Annotated in this window: 16 protein-coding genes; 5 read left to right on the top strand and 11 right to left on the bottom strand. The window is 32.7% G+C overall.

Annotation, left to right across the window (positions count from 1 at the left end; translation table 11 throughout):
* Positions 1–14: 14 nt before the first annotated feature.
* The 8 genes from ACNFIH_RS11735 to ACNFIH_RS11700 form a co-directional block, all read right to left on the bottom strand.
* A complete protein-coding gene (locus tag ACNFIH_RS11735) occupies positions 15–1,508 on the bottom strand; it encodes a RagB/SusD family nutrient uptake outer membrane protein (protein ID WP_426483288.1) in 1,494 nt (497 codons plus the stop codon).
* 8 nt (positions 1,509–1,516) lie between these two features.
* Positions 1,517–4,732, bottom strand: coding sequence for a TonB-dependent receptor (locus ACNFIH_RS11730; RefSeq protein ID WP_426483287.1), 3,216 nt, complete (start codon positions 4,730–4,732; stop codon positions 1,517–1,519).
* 192 nt (positions 4,733–4,924) lie between these two features.
* Entirely contained in the window at positions 4,925–6,112 is a 1,188-nt protein-coding gene (locus ACNFIH_RS11725; protein WP_426483286.1) for a FecR family protein, read from the bottom strand.
* 235 nt (positions 6,113–6,347) lie between these two features.
* On the bottom strand, positions 6,348–6,911 hold the full coding sequence (locus tag ACNFIH_RS11720; protein ID WP_426483285.1) for an RNA polymerase sigma factor: 564 nt from the start codon (positions 6,909–6,911) through the stop codon (positions 6,348–6,350).
* A gap of 386 nt (positions 6,912–7,297) precedes the next feature.
* Positions 7,298–7,954, bottom strand: coding sequence for a hypothetical protein (locus ACNFIH_RS11715; protein ID WP_008466087.1), 657 nt, complete (start codon positions 7,952–7,954; stop codon positions 7,298–7,300).
* Between the two features lie 119 nt (positions 7,955–8,073).
* Positions 8,074–8,445, bottom strand: a complete 372-nt coding sequence (locus tag ACNFIH_RS11710) for a YraN family protein (RefSeq protein ID WP_035646274.1) — start codon at positions 8,443–8,445, stop codon at positions 8,074–8,076.
* A 178-nt stretch (positions 8,446–8,623) separates the two neighbouring features.
* Complete coding sequence (locus ACNFIH_RS11705; RefSeq protein WP_426483284.1) at positions 8,624–9,523, bottom strand: S66 peptidase family protein; 900 nt, start codon at positions 9,521–9,523, stop codon at positions 8,624–8,626.
* 138 nt (positions 9,524–9,661) lie between these two features.
* Complete coding sequence (locus tag ACNFIH_RS11700; RefSeq protein ID WP_426483283.1) at positions 9,662–10,738, bottom strand: serine hydrolase domain-containing protein; 1,077 nt, start codon at positions 10,736–10,738, stop codon at positions 9,662–9,664.
* 138 nt (positions 10,739–10,876) lie between these two features.
* Between ACNFIH_RS11700 and ACNFIH_RS11695 the strand changes: the two genes are divergently transcribed.
* The 3 genes from ACNFIH_RS11695 (at position 10,877) to ACNFIH_RS11685 (ending at position 13,055) form a co-directional block, all read left to right on the top strand.
* Positions 10,877–11,968, top strand: a complete 1,092-nt coding sequence (locus ACNFIH_RS11695) for an endonuclease/exonuclease/phosphatase family protein (protein WP_426483282.1) — start codon at positions 10,877–10,879, stop codon at positions 11,966–11,968.
* A gap of 111 nt (positions 11,969–12,079) precedes the next feature.
* Entirely contained in the window at positions 12,080–12,619 is a 540-nt protein-coding gene (locus ACNFIH_RS11690; protein ID WP_035646266.1) for a 3-hydroxyanthranilate 3,4-dioxygenase, read from the top strand.
* Positions 12,620–12,743: 124 nt separating this feature from the next.
* On the top strand, positions 12,744–13,055 hold the full coding sequence (locus ACNFIH_RS11685; protein WP_426483281.1) for a hypothetical protein: 312 nt from the start codon (positions 12,744–12,746) through the stop codon (positions 13,053–13,055).
* Here the strand turns inward: ACNFIH_RS11685 and ACNFIH_RS11680 are convergent.
* Together ACNFIH_RS11680 and ACNFIH_RS11675 are read right to left on the bottom strand one after the other, a co-directional pair.
* Entirely contained in the window at positions 13,048–13,335 is a 288-nt protein-coding gene (locus tag ACNFIH_RS11680; protein ID WP_426483280.1) for a type II toxin-antitoxin system RelE/ParE family toxin, read from the bottom strand. The two genes, ACNFIH_RS11685 and ACNFIH_RS11680, sit on opposite strands and share 8 nt — an antisense overlap.
* A gap of 55 nt (positions 13,336–13,390) precedes the next feature.
* Complete coding sequence (locus ACNFIH_RS11675; protein WP_426483279.1) at positions 13,391–14,347, bottom strand: MBL fold metallo-hydrolase; 957 nt, start codon at positions 14,345–14,347, stop codon at positions 13,391–13,393.
* Between the two features lie 182 nt (positions 14,348–14,529).
* Between ACNFIH_RS11675 and amaB the strand changes: the two genes are divergently transcribed.
* Positions 14,530–16,083, top strand: a complete 1,554-nt coding sequence (gene amaB / locus ACNFIH_RS11670; RefSeq protein ID WP_426483278.1) for an L-piperidine-6-carboxylate dehydrogenase — start codon at positions 14,530–14,532, stop codon at positions 16,081–16,083.
* A gap of 112 nt (positions 16,084–16,195) precedes the next feature.
* Complete coding sequence (locus ACNFIH_RS11665; RefSeq protein WP_426483277.1) at positions 16,196–16,939, top strand: hypothetical protein; 744 nt, start codon at positions 16,196–16,198, stop codon at positions 16,937–16,939.
* A gap of 100 nt (positions 16,940–17,039) precedes the next feature.
* Here ACNFIH_RS11665 and ACNFIH_RS11660 read toward each other — a convergent pair whose 3' ends face one another.
* Positions 17,040–19,886 carry a T9SS type A sorting domain-containing protein gene (locus ACNFIH_RS11660; protein ID WP_426483276.1) on the bottom strand — a complete coding sequence of 949 codons (2,847 nt, stop codon included), beginning with the start codon at positions 19,884–19,886 and terminating at the stop codon, positions 17,040–17,042.
* Between the last annotated feature and the right edge of the window lie 557 nt (positions 19,887–20,443).

The following is a 20,443-nucleotide window of genomic DNA, read 5'->3' as shown; positions in this document are numbered from 1 at the left end:
GTATTTAGCTGTTTTTAGTAACCTGGATTTTGTTTAAGTCCCGGATTTGCATTTAAAGCTGAAGTTGGAATAGGGAATATTTTTCTAAATTCTTGTGAAGCACCTCTGAATTCATTTGGCAACAAGAATTTATCAAAACGAATCATGTCTTCTCTACGATGTCCTTCCCAATTTAATTCGCGTCCTCTTTCATCAAAAATATCATCAAGAGTAGGGTTTGAAGCTAAAGCGGTAAGACCAGCACGAGTTCTAATAGCATCAACTAAAGGTTTAGCGGCAGCAGCATTACCCAAACGAACATTACATTCAGCTGTCATCAACATAACATCAGCATATCTATAAATTGGGAAATCATTTGAAGCTCCACCGCCGTTCATTGAACCTGCAGGATAAAATTTAACATTTCGAACACCTTCTTGGGCACCCGCTCCTGGATTATCTAATGAAGCTACATCTAACGTATAATTTACGTTGCCTGGTTGTGGTCCTATTAAAAATTGTTTTTTACGAATATCTTTATCATCATATTTTGCATAAAAATCTTTAGGAACAATAGATCCGTTCCAACCGCTGTAACCAAATAAGGCATTAGCATGTGGCCCGATCAAGCTTCGTACCGTAAAAATATTACGACCTACAACATCAACAGTAGTGTAAATAGATAAAATTGTCTCATCTTGAGGGCTTGTATCGCCAAACAATTCGTAGTATTTATTTCCTAACGGACTTGAAGCATCTGAAAGCGCAGGATGTAATGAAAATCCTCCGCCATTTACAACATTACAAGCTGCTAAACATTCGGCCCATTTTGGAGTTCCGGTTAAAACACCTGCATTCAAGTATACTTTAGCTAGCAAAGTATATCCAGCCCATTTGTTGAATCTGCCATAAAATTCGCCACCTTTAGTACCTGGTAGTAAATCAACATTTGCCTTTAATTCTGATACTACAAAATCGAATACTACCTGACGACTTGCTTGTGGAATTTTGTCGACAGTAATATTGTTATCTGTATAAAATGGAACACTTCCAAAATCATCAATCAATAAATAATAGAAAAAGGCTCTTAAAACTTTTGCTTCAGCAATTTTTGATGCATCCGCTTTAGAGTCTTCCAATTGCTGTATTGCAAGGTTAGCATTGAAAATTGATTTATAAAGCCAGTTCCATGTATTCCCAACGATTTCGTCTGTTGGCAGCCATTGGTGTTTGTACAAAATTGCAAATCCAGTTGACCAGTCACCAGTGTTTCTATGTGGTATAACTTGGTCATCAGCACACATGGAGTTTAAGTCATACCAACCCATGTCAGCACCAGCATAACCAACGCCACCCCAGTTACCAGCGATTTGTGCATACACACTTGCTAAAGCTATATCAGCTCCTTGAGGCGATCCATAAAAATCTTCTGCAGGGTATTTGTCATACACATTTTCGTCAACATTGGTACAACCTGTCAAAGCCAAGAAACAAATGCTTCCTGCTATAAATATATTTTTGATTTTCATTTCTTTTACTATTTAAATTTAACATTTACACCAAACGAGATGCTTCTGGTACGAGGATAAATTCCTTTATCTCCTCCAAAATAAACATTTGGATCTCCACTTCCACTTAAGTTGATTTCAGGATCAATACCTGAATAATTTGTGATAAGGAATAGGTTGTTTCCAGTAAGAGAAAGTCTAATAGAATCTATGAATCGATCTTTAAAACTAAAATTATATCCGGCAGTAACGTTTTCTAAACGAACAAAAGAACCATCTTCTAACCATAAATTTGAAGAATATTGTGAGGTGTAAATGCCTAAGTCAACAGCACTTTGTAAAACATTGCTTTTTCCAATGTTTTCCATATAGCTTGAACGTTGATTTACTGTGTTGTAAATTTTGTTTCCTCCAGATCCTCTTAATAATAAAGAAGCATCAAACTTTTTATATCTCACACTTGGATTGAAAGCGAAAGAATAAGTTGGCAAAGCAGAACCCTGCATTACACGATCCGGACTCATACTACCTTGGTCAATAACACCATCACCATTTTGATCTACTACTGTTTCAGCATTTGCAGCATCTTTACCTTGGTGTTGCAAAATATTAAATGTGCCTATTGGTTGTCCTTTTATCAAGTAAGAATTTGGTGCACCCCAACCCACATAGTCTGTATTTAATGCTACGCCATTAATGCTTCCGCTTAAGTTAAGAACTTCATTACGCATGAAAGAAACGTTTCCTGCTAAAGTAAAAGTCGTATTTTCATTACGGATTACATCATATGCTAAAGCAACCTCTAATCCTTCATTTTTAATACTACCAACATTGGCTTTGATTTTATCATACGGATATGGAGGCTGTGGAACTGTATAATCAAATAATAAATTATCTGTAGTTGCAGAATATACATCAACAGCACCTCTCAAACGGCTGTCGAATAAACCAAAATCAAGACCAATATTGGTTTGTTTTTTTGTTTCCCATTTCAAATCAGGATTGGCATTTTGAATGATGTTGTAATTTGGAATTTGTGAACCTCCAAAATAAGTAGTCCCTGCAGCACCAACCAAAGAAAGAGAACTTTGAGGCAATAAACCTTGCTGGTTTCCAGTAACTCCATAACCTACACGCAGTTTCAAATCATTAACTACAGATTGATTAGCCATAAATGATTCTTTTGCAATTTGCCAAGCTACCGAAGCAGATGGGAAATTCCCCCATTTGTTGTTTTCTCCAAATACAGAAGATCCATCACGTCTGATACTTGCTGTAACCAAATAACGATCTAATAAAGCGTAATTTACTCTTGCTAAAAAAGAAGCTAGGGTTCTATCATTTTTATAAGATTTAATGTCTCCTGGTAAAGCTTTCGTTATATCACCTAATTGTAAACCGTTGTAAGTTGCTAAATCATTAATAAAGCCTCTTGTTTGAGAGTAGTTACCTTGATAAGTTTGATTTTGCCATTCGTACAATGCCAAAGCATTAATCGAGTGAACACCAAATGTTTTTTTGTAAGTCAAACTAATATCCATCAATTTCTCTTCTGTACGATCATTAGTGATGTTTCCAAAACCTTTTTGGTTAATTGCATTTGCATCTGTAGAGGATGCTGGATTATAAAAACCTACTGAATTATTTGCTTTTCTCCAGCTTCCAAACCAACCTGCCTGCAAACCATTAACTATATCCAAATCAGCTTTAAGGCTTCCAAATAAATTATCATATTTTCCTTCTTGTACAATTTCTTGTTGAGCCGCATAAGGATTCAAATATTGAAATAAATTAGGATCTGTGTAATACGTTGTTCCGTCTGCCTGAAAAACAGGATCAGTAGGACGCATTTGATAAGCTTGAGAAATTAAGTTTGACACCTGATTTACTCTACCAATACTTTGTGTGCTAGTTGAAGTATTACTAATTCCGTTAGTTAAACTATAAGTCAAAGTTAATTTGTCATCCAATGCTTTTTGAGTCGCTTGTAATCTGGCAATATATTTTTTATTATTAGAGTTAATTACAACACCATCTTGTAAAATAGCACTCAAAGAACCGTGGTAACTAAATTTTTCACTGCCTCCACCAAACGAAAGTGTATGTGTTTGCGTAAATCCTGTTTGTGTTAAAATTCCGTACCAATCTGTGTTTGCACCATGATTTGCAGAAGCAGGAACTCCAACACTTTGAGCTGCAGTCCACCATTGATCAGCATTTAGAAAATCCAATTTTTTTGGAATAAAATCGATAGCAGAAGAACCTACATATTCAAAAGTTGTTTTTCCTGATTTATTGGTTTTAGTGGTTACAATGATAACTCCGGCAGCTCCTCTAGATCCATAAACGGCTGTAGCAGAAGCATCTTTTAGAATATCGATAGATGTTATTTCTGTTGGAGGAATCGAATTTAATAAATCTAAATTTCCCTGAATTCCATCTACAACAACTAAAGGATCGCTTCCTCCAATTAAAGAACTTACTCCGCGAATACGCACACTTGGCGCACCACCCGGTTCGCTACCAATTTGGTTAATATTTACACCTGCCGCTTTTCCAGAAATTAATTGCAGCGGATTTACAATTGCACCTTGATTCATCTCTTTTGCAGTAATAGTTGAAACTGCACCCGTTACATCTTTTTTAGTAACAGACCCATAACCAACCAAAACTACTTCCTGTAAGTTTGTTGCGTCTGGTTCAAGCTTAATGTTGATTGTTTTTTGGTTTGCCGTTACTTTTTTGTCTTTGTAACCAACAAATGACACCACAATTACAGATTGATTACTTGCAACAGTAATAGTAAATTTTCCATCAAAATCAGTCGCAACACCGTTTTTTGTTCCTTCTTCATTTACTGATGCGCCCGGAAGCGGACTCCCATTTTCATCGGTAACAACTCCTGAAACGGTTTGTTTTTCAAACTCAATAACTTGTGTTTTAAGCTCCGGCTTTTTTAAGATAATTTGTGTATCTCTAATTTTAAATTCGGTTGGAGTTCCTTTAAAAAGCTTATCTAAAACCACATAGATTGATTGGTCTTTTACAGAAATTGAAACTGTTCGATCTAAATCAATATCATTCAGTTTATAAATAAACCTGAAATCGGTTTTTTGTTCTATGGTCTCAATAACCTTTTCGATGGTTGAATTGTTTAATTCCAGCGTTACTTTTGTCTTTTGGGCATAAGAATTCGCTCTAATATTAAACATGGCGACCAAAATAAGTAGTGTAGTTAGTTTCAATTTTAGGTCATTTTGGAACACTCGGTATAGAAACCCAGTATTCTTTGATTTTTTTTTCATAATTTTGTTAATTGATTGTAGTTAATTCGTTATATTCAATCACTTAGTTAATCGGAAATTGTTCGCAGCTCTTTCCGATTTTTTTATTCCTGTAATATTAGTTCCTCATAATTTGTAATTGGTTTTAAGTGGTTATTTAATTAGTATTTGATTGTCTTTTATGGTGTAATTAATACCATGAATATCATTGAAATAGCTCATAACATTTTCAATAGATTCTTCCTTAAAGCTGGCATTGAATTTTTCGTTGGCTAATTTTTCATTTTTGTTTACAATTGTAACATTATAGCGTCTTTCCAGTTTTGTGATAATGTTTTTGAAAGTCATATTTCGGAAAGTTAAACCGCCATTTATCCATGAAGTATAAATATCTGTAAGAACAGGTTTAGTCGAAATTCTAGCATTTTCTCTATTGAAACTTCCTTTAAAACCAGGTTTCAGAATAGTATTTTTTGATGCATCAAATTCTTCATTTGAGTTGTACATTCCAACAGAACCTTCTACTAAAACAACATCGGTTAAAGCATCTTCAGGATAATTTGAAACGTTGAAATGCGTTCCTAAAACACGAACATTTAAGTTGTCGGCATTTACGATAAACGGATGTTCTTTGTCTTTGGCAACATCAAAAAAAGCTTCTCCGTCAAGAAACACTTGTCGGTTTTCTCCATTGATAAATTTTATCGGATATTTTAAAGTTGTTCCCGAGTTTAAATGAACAAATGTTCCATCAGATAACTGAAGACGGAATTTTTTGCCGTATGGAATTTTGATGGTGTTGTAAACCAATTTTTCAGGATCTGAACTGTTTTCATAAACTAATTTATCGCCAGTTTGATTTCCAACAATATTTCCGTTTGCATCTTTTACCTGAGAAGAATTGTTTTCAGAAATTATCTGAATATCGCCGTTTTCTAATTGGAGAACGATATCAGTACTTTTGAAATCGAATTCTTTTTCGGCAGATTTATTTGAAAGATTTTGTTTGTAGAAAAATCCAATTCCCAATAAAATAACTACTGAAGCTGCAATTGAAATGTATTTTCTGTAATTCGATTTTCTTGCCGGCATTTCAATTACAGTTCCCTCTTTTTCTTCCTCTTTTGAAGCAGATAAAATGTTCATGAAAATATCGTCCGCAGTTTGTTTATCCATTTTCGGCATTTCCGATAATAGATTTTGAATGTCTTCTACGGTAGGAAAATCGTCTGTAAGCTGATTTTTTTTGTAATAAGCAATTACCTCGTTTGTTTCTTCGAGCGTACATTGGTTCAAAACAAACTTTTGTAAAAGACTTTTTATTTCAGAATTTGAATTCATTACGAATTGTTTTTAGGTCGGGGTTCTGATATAATACAGCTGAACTAAAGTTGAGTACTACTCAAACGTTATAATTTTTTCAATTTTAACATTTAAAGCAATTTTAAATTTGTTCAAAAACGACGTGAAGCATTGATTTTACTAGGTTTTTTTTTTTAGAAAATATTTTTTCCAAAAGAAAGCAAAAAAAAATCACTTCGGAAGAAGTGATTTAATTGGTTAACATGTGGTTTGGTTAGATAATTTCATCATGAACCTGAAAAAAGACTCGCATGGATTCCAGTGCTTTGCTCATTTGGTTCCTGACAGTATTTATAGAGATGCCGAGTTCCTGACTTATTTCTTCGTAACTCATGCCTTTCTTTCGGGACATTTTAAAAATTTGCTTTCGCTTCGGTGGTAATTGTTTTATAGCTTGTTTGCGAAGTTTTTTGCAATCTTCTTCGCGAATCGAATAATCGCCGTATTCATGAGATTTTTGACTTTCATAAAAAACAGCTTCTTTTAAAACCTTGTCATTTGCAGCTTTGTTCAGCGTGTTAAAAGCCTGATTTCTGGCAATTGTAAAAATATAAGCTTTAAAAGACTGCTCCAAATTTAGGTTTTCCCGATGCTGCCATACCTTCAAAAAAACATCCTGAACATTTTCTTCGGCAGCCTCTTTTGATTTCAAAAGACTTATGCTGTAGCCATAAATATCTTGGTAATACAAATCAAAAAGGGAACGAAATGCTTTTTCGTTGTCATTTTTTAGTTCGCTTACCAATAATTTGTCGTTATGATCTTTGGCTTCCAACATTAAATTAATTAGTTTGTATTTAAATCTAATTATATTACGATACTATCAAAATCGATACTCTAATGTGTTGAGTGGTTAGCAAATATATAAAAATATAATTCGCATTAAAAAGTCAAAAATTACACTTATTTGTATTTTTCTAACTTCATGATTGTTTAAATCTCAGTAAATACGTGGTTAAAATGCTTTTTATCAAGTTGATAACTTTTTGGCTGAAATATTAAAAATTAACTATTCTGGATTTTTATTTTTGAGAATATTCTTATTGCAGGAAAGATAAAGGGCTAATTTTTCAATTGAAATAAATAAAAAAATCCTTTCATCTTTTAATTAAAAAAGACAAAAGGATTGTAGAAATTGAAATATTAATAATTCTAAAATTAAACTTAGTTTTTCAGGTCTTTTATTACTTTGAAAGCAACGTCAACCTGATCTTCGCCGACTAAAATTGTAAATTCATTTGAAGTCGAAATTACCTCGTTGATAATAATTCCTTCCCAAGCTAAACGTTGGAAAATGAAATAGTAAATTCCAGGAACGACGATATTTTCTTTTGGAAGTTTTACTGTAATTGAAGCTAAATTGTCTAATTTCTGAATTAGTTTTTCTCTCATAAAGTGTTTTTCAACTAAGTGATTAACACTGCTACTCACAACAATATTAGTTTCATTTACACCCCGAGATGAGGTATAAAAAATGTCAGATAAAGCATTAATATCAGAAATTAAATCGGCTTGTTTGTTCAAAACAGTTTCAGATGCAGCAAAAGTGTAATCTGTCAATTCAGAACGAACTGTAATTTCTCCAATATTCTTAATTACTTTATTGATTTTGTGGTTTAATTTAAAATCTAATTCTTCAGTCAGTCTTTTAAGAGACATTACAACAGCACCTTGTTTTACCTCTTTTCCAAATTCACTTTCCAGCTCCGTCATAATGTTTCGAGAAAGGGAAGTCAAATTGATAATTCCGAGCGATAATGCATTCAATAAAAAAGGTTTTGTTTTGATGTAATTTTCGACGATTGATGAAACGGTTTTCATAATTTTTTTTCTTTTTTTTTGTAACTTAATTGTGTTGGTTTAGTTAATTTGATGTTATAAATCTTGACAAAGATAAATAAAAAAACAAATTGTTACAATTATAACAATAAAAAAATATGTTAAAAATGATAAAAAGCGTCAGTAAGATGCTCAATTGCAAATGTTTCCTCGGTTTTGTGGACTGCAATTATGTCAAAACGAATATTTAAATCATCATTAAAATCCATTTCCCTATCGTTTATGTAGGCATTTACTGCTTTTATGAGCAGCTGAATTTTTTTTTGCTTGACAAAATCTTGTGGAGAACCAAAATCCAAACTCGATCTTGTCTTGACTTCTACGATGGCCAAAATAGAATCTTTTTGTGCAATAATATCTATTTCGGCTTTTTGAATAATAAAGTTTCTTTCTAAAATTTCATAACCATTTTCTTCGAGATAAGAGACAGCAAGATCTTCTCCGAGTTTTCCTAGTTCATTGTGTTCTGCCATAGTTTTTGTTTAAAGTTTAAAGTTTCAAGTTTGAGGTTTCAAGTTTGAAGTTTTTTTGCATATAAAAACACAAAGTCGCAAAGGTTAGAAACACTTTGCGACTTTGATCCCGATAGTTATCAGGATTGCGAGATTTTATGTGGTATTTTGAGTTTTCCTAAAAGGAATTAATTCGATATTATTTTTGGAAACTTAAAGTGCTTCCAGAAGCATTTACATCAATTGTAACTGTATTTCCCATAATCAGAGTTCTATTGTCTCTAATGTGACCTGCGGGAAAGTTGAAAATTACAGGAATATTATATTTTTTGGTTACATCATCAATAATTTCAAGAGCGTTTTTGCCCCAAGGAACTTCATTGTCTTTCATTTTGGTCATTCCTCCAATGACGATTCCTTTAAGATTTTCGATACAGCCGTTTCGTCTCAAATTCATCATCATACGATCAATATGATAAAGGTATTCGTCTAAATCTTCAATAAATAAAATTTTGTCCTTGCAGTCAATTGCTGATGGTGAACCTAATAAACTATATAAAATAGATAAATTTCCACCAACTAATTCCCCTGTAGCTTTTCCAAAACGATTCATGGGAGATGGAGCAACTGTATAAGATAATGATTCGCCAAATAAACCTGCTTTTAAAGAACTTATCGCCTCTGGAGTTGCGCGCGGAATTGTTATCGGCATTACACCATGAATTGATTTATAGCCCATTGTGTTTAAATGATTATGCAAAACGGTAACATCACTAAAACCAATAATCCATTTTGGGTGCTGTTTAAATTTGGTAAAATCCAATAAATCTAACATTCTAACAGTTCCGTATCCGCCTTTAACGCACCAAATTGCTTTAATATTTGGGTTGTCTAATTGCTTTTGAAAATCGGCAGCACGTTGTTCGTCTGTACCAGCCAATTGATTATAATCCAGACCAATGGTGCTTCCCACAACAGCTTCTAATCCCCAGCTGTGCAATAAATCAATAGTTGGTTTTAAATTGTCGTCGATATTTTTTCTGGCTGTTGCCAAAAGAGCTACAGTATCTCCTTTTTGTAAATAAGGCGGTGTTATCATGATTTGTTGAGATTGACAAGTGAATGTATGTAAAGCAAAAGTAAGAAATGCTATTTTACAAAAGGAAAAACGTTTCTTGATATTAAAAGGGTTGTTCATGGTTTCTTTTGCTTAAAATTTTAAAGTTTGGCTTAAAAATCAGCCCTTATATTGTTTTTGTAATTCATCTAGCAGAAGCATTAATCCTTTATCTGCTTCTTCAGACTGAACATTTGCAAAGATTATAAAAGCTTTATTAATCGCTGGACAAATATAAACTTTAGTTAAAAATGTTCCTGGATTTCCATTATGAAAAGAATATTTTAAACCAGATTTTTCATTTATTTCAGATGACCACCCAAACGAAAACTCAGGTAAACCATTATGTATCATATCAAATTCTTCAGCAGATACTATTTTTGATTTTCCTAATAAACCCTGCAGTTGCATTTGTGTAAATTTACAATAATCTGGTAAACTACAATTTATATTTCCTGCAGATGAAAGCCAGTTTAACTTATAATTTAATGCTGGTTTTTCAGGATTTAAATTTTCGTCATGTCCCCAAGGCTCATTTTCGTTAATTAGATTTGGCTGTCCAAAACCAAAATTGATACTTAGATTTTTGCCTAATTCGTTTACTAATGTTTCATAACTTTTCCCACTTGCTTTTTCAAGCATCAGGCCAGCAGCAACATAACTTGGATTTGACCAATATACTTCCTGTTTCTCAGAAACAATTTGATTTTGCTTAAAAAACCAAGAAATAAATTCATAACGCTGTTTTTGATCATTGCCTTTTATTTCTTTTTGAGTAGGAGTTTCATTTCCATATGACCAAGTAGGAATCGGAGCCCTAAATGTCAAAAAATCTTTCAATGTAACATTGTAAAGAACTGGATTGCTGTTTGCTTTTAACTCTGGATATAAATCAAAGAATTTCGTCTCTAATTTTATTTTTCCTTCTTTTACCAAAATCATTGCAATGTAACTTGTGATAGTTTTAGTTAAAGATCCTAATCGAAATCTGTCATCAATTTTTGCTTTATAAGAAGTATTAATACGTTGATATCCTAAAGTTTGAATTTCAAATATTGAATCTGAAGAAATCACAGCATATGCTAGTGCTGGAATTTTATAGTTTATTCTGATATTCTCTGCTAAAGCGCTGTTTTTTTGTCCGTAAAAAGTAGTCAGTATGCTGAAGTAAATCAAAAAAACAAGTTTCTTTTTCATTTGTGAGAATGTTAATTTCTGTAGCAAGGTACAAGAGATTTATTGAGAAACAAAGATATAAATCAAAAATAAAACAAGTAAATTTCTTACAAAATAATAATTGTTTTAAATTTGATTTTAAATATTTAATTGAAATTTATGTGCCGGTTTATCAAGTTTTACTTTTTATTATTTTTTTCGATTTCTTCCTTATTTGCTCAATCCAAAAAGTACAATATTCATACGGTAGCTTTTTACAATTTTGAAAATCTTTTTGATACCATTAATGATCCAAGTACAAATGATGATGAATGGACGCCTACAGGTGCACAGAATTGGACAAAAGAAAAATACGAGCAAAAATTAAAAAATCTTTCAAGAGTAATTTCTGAAATTGGAACTCCCGAAAATTTAAATGCACCAACTTTACTAGGCTGCTCTGAAGTTGAAAATAGAGGTGTTCTCGAAGATTTGATTAAACAAGAAAAAATTATCGATTTCGATTATGGAATTATTCATTTTGATTCACCAGATCAACGCGGAATTGATGTGGCGCTTTTGTATCAGAAAAAATATTTCAGACCCACTTCTTTTTCAAATATTCCTTTACTAATTTATAAAAATAAAACTGCTGTTCAGGAAAATGGAAATGAAGATTTAGGGGATGTTGAAATCAAAGTTGATAAAAATCGGATATTTACAAGAGATCAGCTTTTGGTAACGGGATTTCTTGATAATGAAGAGATTTATATAATCGTTAACCATTGGCCTTCGCGATCGGGTGGAGAAAAAACAAGCAGTCCGTATCGTGAAGCTGCAGGAAAATTAAACAGAAAAATTATCGATTCATTACAACAAATAAACCCGCTAGCCAAAGTGATTACAATGGGCGATTTAAATGACGGACCATTTAATAAAAGTTTAAAAATGGCTTTGGGAGCAAAGTCTAAAAAATCAGAAACTTTAGAATTTGGCACTTTTAATCCATTTGAAGAAATGGCCGAAAAAGGAATGGGAACTTTAGCTTTTAGGGATTCCTGGGATATTTTTGACCAAATTATAATGACTCAAACAATAATACAGCCAGATTTTTCAAGTTTTAAATTTTGGAAAGCCGGAATTTTTAATCGGCCTTATTTAATTCAGACTTCTGGAAAATATAAAGGATATCCGTTAAGAAATTCCTTGAACGAGGTAGGTTTTAGTGATCATTTTCCGGTTTATATTTATTTGATACGAGAGAAATTGTAGAGGCACACTGCAGTGTGTCTACATTTCTATAATCAAAACCTATAAGCTGCACTGCGGTGCATCTCTACAAATTCGCTAACTTAGCATTTCATAAATAAAGCACTCAAAAAAATGGCTATAGCAAAACCTTTCAACCTCACTAAATGGATTGAAGAAAACCGACAATTACTGAAACCGCCAGTTGGAAATAAAAATCTTTATGTTGATTCAGGTGATTATATTGTGATGATTGTTGCCGGACCAAATGCCCGAAAAGATTATCATTACAATGAAACGGAAGAACTTTTTTACCAATTAGAAGGAAGTATAAAAGTGGTAATTCAGGAAGATGGCGAACGTAAGGAAATGGAATTAAACGCAGGAGATATGTATCTTCATCCTGCTAAAGTACCGCATTCTCCAGTTCGTTCTGAAGGTTCGATAGGTTTGGTGATTGAAAGAAAACGAGCTGGACTTGGCTATACAGATGGATTGCTTTGGCATTGTGATAATTGCAATCATAAACTTTATGAAGTGTATTTTGAACTTCATAATATCGAAAAAGATTTCCTTCCTCATTTTGAGCATTTTTACAATTCAGAAGAATTAAGAACTTGTGATAAATGTGGAACTGTGATGGAAACAGATCCGAGATTTACAGCTAAGAAATAAATACAACCCCCGTAGATTTTTGAAAAACTATCGGGTTTTTTTAGTGTATTTTCATTCAAAAATATATATTTATATTGTTTTTAATGTATATTTGTATTATAAATGATATAAAAATACATCAATCATGATACAGGAAATTATTGCTTATAAAAATATTGTTAATGATATTGAGGAATTAATGACTAAATCTCCTTTTAAAAAAAATTATATCATTGAACAAATTGGTATTCCGAGTCCTACATTTTATCGAAAATTAAAGACTCAGACTTTTACTCCTGATGAAATGCTTTCAATTGCAAAAATTCTTTCCCCAGAAGAAAATTATATGTTAGAATTGAAGGCAGATATTGAGCAAGGAAAGTTGGATATAAAAAATGGAGATTTTATAACACATGAAGAGATGTTAACTAAATTAAAGGAAAGAAATCTTATATAAAAATATCCATTGGTTTTTGTCGATTGTTATAAAAAGCAATTAATTCAATATAATCTTGTGTCGTTTCATAATATAATGTAACGTTTCTCGAAATGACAATACTTCGACATTTTAATTTTGGATTATATTTTCCAAGCGAAGGATTATTTTCCAACAAAGTTATAATATGTAAAACGTCCTTGATAAATTTTTGAGCTATGAGCGGTGACCAAAAATGTTTAAGATAATTCTCAATAGTATCAAGGTTATACTCTGCTTTTTTAGACCAAATAATCTTCATTGTAAATTTGAATATTTACAAATTTATAAAAATAAACTTACAAGTAATTAAATTCTTACAACTCAAATTTTTTCCCTTGTTCAGGATAAATAATCTTCAAACCTAAGTCATTTTGATTCTTAATTTGTTCTTTAAGTTTTGCAATATTTTTAGTTGGTGGCTTTAAATGTGTAATAATAATTTTGAAATTATTCAAAGAACCTTTTCCAGCTAAATCTTCCAAGACATGAAGCTCAGTCATTAAGTGATTTGGAGTTAAGTGTCCGAATAAAAATTGGTCAGGCTGTTCATTCGGGAAGGAAACTTCAATAAAAATCCCTTTTAATTTTTTGTTTTGAATTAAAGGCGCAACAGCAGTCCATAGGTTTTTTAGCTTATCACTTTTTTCAACAGAATCTGGGCCAGTATCACCTAAATATAAAGCATAAGAATCATCGGATTTAATTAAAAATGCAGTACTTTCAAACGGATTAACATGACTTAAAGGAAAAGCTTTTACTGTCATTTTTGTATTTGAAATAGGAGTTTCTTCACCTAGATTCAAGGTTTGAAAATGATATTTTTTTAGTGGAAATCCCACGCCTTTATCTCCAAAGTTTGCCCAAGTCTGGTCATTAAAATAATGGTTTTCCATCATTTCCATACATTTTTCAGTAGCATAAACGGTTTTTGAAGAATCGGCAGGAGAGTTGATAATTAAACCAGAAACGTGATCTAAGTGCGCATGTGAAATTAAATATCCTTTGATGTATTTGCGTAAAACTTCACTAGTTGAAACTTTAAAAACTTTATTTTCAATTGCTTTCTCAATTCCGGCATTTACAGTTCCGGCATCCAGACAAATAAAATCTTTTGTATTTGAAGGCGCTATTAAATAGGCTGAAAGATTTTTTTCATCAATTCCGCCTTTTATTCCTAAAGGAACCACTTGAAAAGAAGATTTTTCTTTTTGAGAAAAAACATTCGTTGAAATTAAAAGCAAACAAAGTAAAAGCCTACTGAAAATGGTCATAATTGTTGTTTTGAGTAATGCAAATTTCACTAAATAAATCCAATAAATAAGGCTTCATTTCTGTTAATACTATTAAATAATCTTAAATTTACTTTTATTTATAAAGACACTTCAATTTGAAATTAATTCTAAAAGAATATCTTTACATTAAAAATATAACAATTTTAACTAAAAAAGTTACAATGACAACAATAGCATCACAATTTGGCATGAATGAAGCGCTGGAAAAATTAGGAATCAAACTAGTCAATGAAGGAACTTCAACAGGGGTAGAGAACTTTTCGTCGGGAGAAATTTTAGATAGTTTTTCACCTGTAGATGGAAAATTAATTGCATCAGTAAAAACTTCAAGTCTTGAAGATTATGAAAAAGTAATGCGTTCGGCGACTGAGGCTTTCAAAACTTTTAGATTAATTCCTGCGCCACAACGTGGAGAAATTGTGCGTCAGTTTGGAGAAAAATTGCGTCAAAACAAAGAAGCTTTGGGTAAATTAGTTTCTTATGAAATGGGAAAATCACTTCAGGAAGGTTATGGAGAAGTTCAGGAAATGATCGATATCTGTGATTTTGCCGTTGGATTATCGCGTCAATTGCATGGATTGACGATGCATTCTGAAAGACCAGGACATCGTATGTATGAACAATACCATCCGTTGGGAGTTGTCGGCATTATTTCAGCTTTTAATTTCCCAGTTGCGGTTTGGTCTTGGAATACTGCTTTAGCTTGGATTTCGGGTGATGTATGCGTTTGGAAACCATCTGAAAAAACACCTCTTTGTGGTATCGCTTGTCAAAATATAATTGCTCAGGTGATTAAGGAAAATAATTTACCAGAAGGAATTTCTTGTTTAATAAATGGAGATTATCAAATAGGAGAATTGTTGACAAAAGATACTCGTATTCCATTAATTTCTGCGACAGGTTCTACAAGAATGGGGAAAATTGTTGCTCAGACAGTTGCAGGAAGATTGGGTAAATCTTTATTAGAACTAGGAGGGAATAATGCCATTATTGTTACTCCGGATGCAGATATTAAAATGACGGTTATTGGAGCTGTTTTTGGCGCAGTTGGAACGGCAGGACAAAGATGTACTTCAACTAGAAGATTGATTATTCACGAAAGTATTTATGATAAAGTAAAAGATGCGCTGGTTGCAGCATACAAGCAATTACGAATTGGAAATCCGCTTGACGAAAACAATCACGTTGGTCCGCTTATTGACACACATGCTGTTGAACAATATGCTGTAGCTTTGAATAAAGTTGTTGCTGAAGGTGGAAAAATTTTGGTTGAAGGTGGAGTACTTTCAGGTGAAGGTTATGAAAGTGGCTGTTATGTAAAACCGGCAATTGCTGAAGCTGAAAATTCATTTGCGATTGTTCAGCACGAAACTTTTGCTCCTGTTTTGTATTTGATAAAATATTCTGGTGATGTTGATAATGCTATCGAAATTCAAAATGGAGTTGCTCAAGGATTATCTTCTGCAATTATGACGAATAATTTACGTGAAGCTGAAAGATTTTTATCGGTTACAGGTTCTGATTGTGGAATTGCAAACGTAAATATCGGAACGTCTGGAGCTGAAATTGGAGGTGCTTTTGGTGGTGAAAAAGAAACCGGAGGCGGACGTGAATCTGGATCTGATGCATGGAAAATTTATATGAGGCGTCAAACAAATACAATCAATTATACTACAAATCTTCCTTTGGCTCAAGGAATTAAATTTGATTTGTAATATTTAAAATAATTTTATTGAAAACCGCCTATTTCATTTATTTGAAATAGGCGGTTTTTTTATGTTGAATTTATAGTAGTTTACTTATTTTTGATTGAAAAACCTGTATCAGATGAATCGAAAAATATTTTTGTTACTTATTACAATTTCTATACTGAGTTGTAATAAAAAATCAGATGTAAAAGCGACAGTATCAGTTAAAGATACGTTGAATAAAAACGCTTTTCAGGAAGAATATGAAGAATCTGAAGGAGAGGGATTTGGGGTGAGTTTAAAAGAACTTCAATTTCCAAAAACAGGAAAAAATGTTGAGGCTTTTGTTTTAGATCCTTGCGAAATAAAAATGAAAGCAGAAGGATTTTTAAATGATGACAACCTTAAAGACATTGTAATTGTTTTGCAGAATAGAGATAATAGGGAAGATTCACGAGCAACTTTAATTCTTTTCCAGCAAGAAGGAGGGGGATATAAATTGCAGGAACTTTCATGGGAAGCAGTAGGTCCGGAGTATCCGGACAACTATATACTCAGTGAGATTTCTATAGATACTGAAAGGAAATTGCATATTTTGCTTGAGGGATCAGGACCTGTTGGGAATAGAGAAGCTACATATAAATTTATAAATGATAAATTCGTTCTTATTAATATAGGGACTTTTCATACTGGTGCGGGTTCTTGGCTATCAAGTGAATATGATCTAATTTCTGGTAAATATGATCATGAAGTGACAAATACATTGCACGATAGTTTGCCTAGCGAACATCAAATAGGAGAATTTAAATTGAAACGACAAATGTTATTTGCAAATGATAATCCGGATACAATTGTAGAAACACTTCCGCATGCTAATTGGTAAACTCTTAAAGTATATATTTGAGACTTTAAAAGATAAAAAGGCTTCCTAATTTGGAAGCCTTTTACTTTAAAATTAAGTTAGTTAAGTTAAGGCTGTAGTTTTATTTTTTTAAAATTGTCTGATTGAATGAGCCATCGTTAGTATTAACTTTTACTAAATAAGTTCCAGAAATCAAGGCACTCAAATCTATGCTTTCAGTATCTTTTCCTGCACTTTTTACTAATGTTCCAGACATATTATAAATCAAAACTTGCTCTATAGTTTGAGTTGATTTAGAAATATATAATATATCAGAAACTGGATTTGGATATAAAACAACTTTTGATGTTTCTGGTTCTGCAGTGACTTCAGCAGTTTTCGTCATTCGTAAAGTACTTCCGCTCGTATAAACTGTGTTGATATAGAAAAGATTTGCAACTGATCCTTTAGTAATTGTATGAGAACCTGAGGCAATTGAAGCCGTTACAATTCCAGCAGATGCTGTATAGGAAACATTATCAACTTTAATAGTTCCGGTAAAATTAGAATCAAAAACTAAAGTTAATGTTGAAGCGCTCGTTGTTGTATAAGTTATAGTCGTACTCGTTTCAATTTTTAAACGTTTAGTTAAGGTTAGTCCATTGTATGTCACAGAACCATCTGTAGAGTTCATATTTCCTGTAATTGTATAGAAAGAACTTGTTTTTCCAGAAGTAGTAAAATTATGAATTTCATCTCCACTTGGTGTTCCGGTAGTAATCGTAATTGTTCCAGAACCTGTTGCCGGTGTTCCTGTTCCTGTAGTTGCAATTGAATACGATACAGTTGCTGTTGGTGTTCCAGTAATTGTAATTGTTTTTGCAGTTGTATTTTTTACAAAACTAATTCCAGAAGATGGCAAACCTGTTACTGTCGCATCTGTAGCTGTTCCTCCCCAAGTGAAGACAATTGAAGTTATCGCTGTCCCGCTGGCAACAGTTTGATTGTTGTTTGTTGGAGAAGTCAAAGTTTGAGCTCCGGCTGCTGTAACTGTTATTGTTCCTGAAGCAGTTGCAGGAGTTCCTGTTCCACTTGTAGCGATAGAATAAGAAACTGTTGCGGTTGGAGTTCCTGTAATCGTGATTGTTTTTGCAGTTGTATTTTTTACAAAACTAAGGCCTGATGCTGGCAAACCAGTTACGGTTGCATCAGTAGCATCTCCCCCCCAAGTAAATACAATTGATGCAATTGCAGTTCCGCTTGAAACGGTTTGATTTTGATTACCTGTCGAAGTCAATGTTTGCGAACTCGCCGGAGGATTTCCTTCTCCTTGTACAGCAACTAATGTTCCAGTGTAGTTTGTCAAAGTCGATTTAAGTGCCGAAATAACAAGCGAAGATGTATCGTCGACGCTATTGTCAAATGTCCATTTCAAATCTCCTCCAGAAATACGTCCTGCATATTGAGTTACTTTAGTTTTTGCTGTTGCAGGCTGATCAATTACAAGATTTTTTACATATAATGACGCATCAGTATCAAAGTTATTATATGAATTTGCGCCTGACTTCGATTTAATAGAACTGCTTACAGTTTCTCCTCTCGTTGTTGCTACATAAGCGTCAAAATCTGTTGCAGAACTTATTTTTCCTGAAATATTATATAATGGATTTGGATCATTATAAGCCACAAAACGCATATTGTTTGTTCCGTTTGAAGCATCAAAAGTATTATTAAAAGCTTTAATAAATCCGCCAGCTTCACCAGAAAATGTTCCCATAGTTCCAGCATTATTAACTTGATTGGTTTCATCCCAAATATCAGTTCCTTGCAATGAAGTTAACATTGGATGTTTCGCATTGCGGAAATAATTGCCTTCTACAAAAAGAGATGATCCCATAGTTGAACCAGCGCCATATTTGGCATTTCCATCGTAATAATTATTATAAATATGTGCAGAATAATAACGAACACGTGGATGGCGAGAATCGGAATGATCAAACCAATTATGATGATAAGTAATATATAAACCCGTTGTAGTTCCTTCGCTTAGTCCTAAAAGACTTGCTTTTCCATTGTCCCAAAAGTGATTGTAAGACAAAGTGATATAAGTTGAAGATTTGTTGTCCAAAGCGCCATCTCCTTTAATTTGATCCGCATCACTTCCGGCATTTCCGTAAAATAAATCGCAATTGTGAACCCAGATGTGATCGTTGTCTTGTTGCATTCCAACATTATCGCCTGCTGTACTGTTGCAGTTCATAAATCCAAGATTGCTTACTTCAATATTTGAAGCTGATTTAAGACGAACGCCCCAACCATTTGCAACAGCATCGTTTCCAATTCCTTCTATCGTTACATAACTTGCCGCATTATTTGCGTTTTCGATTACAACATCTCCACCTTCCATTACAGTCATATCAGTAATATTTCCAATTAATCTAATGATAAAAGGGCGAGTATCTTTTCCTTTTTTAATGGCGTATAAAATATTCTGAAGACCAACGCACGGGTTTGCACTTGCTCCAGTTATATTCATTGAAATCGTGTTTTTTGTATTCTGCGTAATGTAAAGAATTACGGCATTGTCTTTTGGGGTTCCATCTGCTTTATAACCGCCGGGAACTCTCCCGCTTTCAAAAGCAAATCCGTTTCGGTCTTGTGCTACAACTGTTAATGCGCTTGTTGTAGATCCAGATCCTTCAGTTCCAGAAATAACTGGTTTTACTTTGATCGTATAAGATCCAGCTTTTAATCCGGGAATGTCAGCACGAAAATAACTTCCGTAGCTTCTGATAAGTTGGTCATCAATTTTTTGGTCTGTTATTCCATTTCCAGAATAATAGACATTGTAAGTTTGTGCGCCACTTACAGGCTGCCATTTTACAAAAGCAGATTCAAGCCAGCCTGATGCTTCTGTAATTGAAACTTGTTGCGCCCATATTTGTGCGCTCGCAAGTAAAACGAAAATAAAAAGTAGGTTTTTTTTCATAATTGTTTAGGTTAATAAAGTTAGTAATAGTTATTTGTGGTTTTGATTATCTTTTACATTGGTTAATTGTAATCGATTACACAAAAATATATAAATTTTTGATATTCGTAATTATTTCATTTATAAAAAACATATTACTTAAAAAATTAAAATATAATTTAGTTAATATGTAATAAATTGCATTAATTGTAATTTATTACATAATCAATAGGCTTTTCGTGAAGTCCTATTTTTACTATGTTTTTTATTTTTAGAGATTGAAGAGTAATTCAATATGCGCTAAATTTTTGCAGATTTATTAAAATTAAGGCCAATTCTAATAAAATAAGAAATAGATTACTTTTTGTTGTTTCTTAATTTAAAATTCTGCTTTGAATAAATAGTTTTGGATGTGATTTTTTTATTTTAGAAGTATAAAAAGAGGAATTAAAATCAACAGAACTATTTTTTAATGAAGTTTTTGGAAGAGAAAGAAAAGAGGAAGGAGAGATTTTTAAAGCTAGGTAATAAGCATAAAAAAAAGCCTTTTTGAATTTCAAAAAGGCTTTTCATTATTA

This window comes from Flavobacterium sp. 2 (assembly GCF_049949195.1).
Classification (GTDB): Bacteria; Bacteroidota; Bacteroidia; order Flavobacteriales; family Flavobacteriaceae; genus Flavobacterium.
The sequence above is the reverse complement of the archived record's forward strand: the minus strand, read 5'-3'. Positions and strand labels throughout refer to the sequence as shown.

What these genes read in the sequence shown, in the direction of transcription:
- ACNFIH_RS11720 (WP_426483285.1), bottom strand. Translation starts at nt 6,911, where the DNA reads ATGTTGGAAGCCAAAGATCATAACGACAAATTATTGGTAAGCGAACTA.
- ACNFIH_RS11660 (WP_426483276.1), bottom strand. Translation starts at nt 19,886, where the DNA reads ATGAAAAAAAACCTACTTTTTATTTTCGTTTTACTTGCGAGCGCACAA.
- ACNFIH_RS11735 (WP_426483288.1), bottom strand. Translation starts at nt 1,508, where the DNA reads ATGAAAATCAAAAATATATTTATAGCAGGAAGCATTTGTTTCTTGGCT.
- ACNFIH_RS11680 (WP_426483280.1), bottom strand. Translation starts at nt 13,335, where the DNA reads ATGAAGATTATTTGGTCTAAAAAAGCAGAGTATAACCTTGATACTATT.
- ACNFIH_RS11690 (WP_035646266.1), top strand. Translation starts at nt 12,080, where the DNA reads ATGGCTATAGCAAAACCTTTCAACCTCACTAAATGGATTGAAGAAAAC.
- ACNFIH_RS11705 (WP_426483284.1), bottom strand. Translation starts at nt 9,523, where the DNA reads ATGATAACACCGCCTTATTTACAAAAAGGAGATACTGTAGCTCTTTTG.
- ACNFIH_RS11695 (WP_426483282.1), top strand. Translation starts at nt 10,877, where the DNA reads ATGTGCCGGTTTATCAAGTTTTACTTTTTATTATTTTTTTCGATTTCT.
- ACNFIH_RS11715 (WP_008466087.1), bottom strand. Translation starts at nt 7,954, where the DNA reads ATGAAAACCGTTTCATCAATCGTCGAAAATTACATCAAAACAAAACCT.
- ACNFIH_RS11675 (WP_426483279.1), bottom strand. Translation starts at nt 14,347, where the DNA reads ATGACCATTTTCAGTAGGCTTTTACTTTGTTTGCTTTTAATTTCAACG.
- ACNFIH_RS11700 (WP_426483283.1), bottom strand. Translation starts at nt 10,738, where the DNA reads ATGAAAAAGAAACTTGTTTTTTTGATTTACTTCAGCATACTGACTACT.
- ACNFIH_RS11685 (WP_426483281.1), top strand. Translation starts at nt 12,744, where the DNA reads ATGATACAGGAAATTATTGCTTATAAAAATATTGTTAATGATATTGAG.
- ACNFIH_RS11665 (WP_426483277.1), top strand. Translation starts at nt 16,196, where the DNA reads ATGAATCGAAAAATATTTTTGTTACTTATTACAATTTCTATACTGAGT.
- ACNFIH_RS11725 (WP_426483286.1), bottom strand. Translation starts at nt 6,112, where the DNA reads ATGAATTCAAATTCTGAAATAAAAAGTCTTTTACAAAAGTTTGTTTTG.
- amaB (WP_426483278.1), top strand. Translation starts at nt 14,530, where the DNA reads ATGACAACAATAGCATCACAATTTGGCATGAATGAAGCGCTGGAAAAA.
- ACNFIH_RS11710 (WP_035646274.1), bottom strand. Translation starts at nt 8,445, where the DNA reads ATGGCAGAACACAATGAACTAGGAAAACTCGGAGAAGATCTTGCTGTC.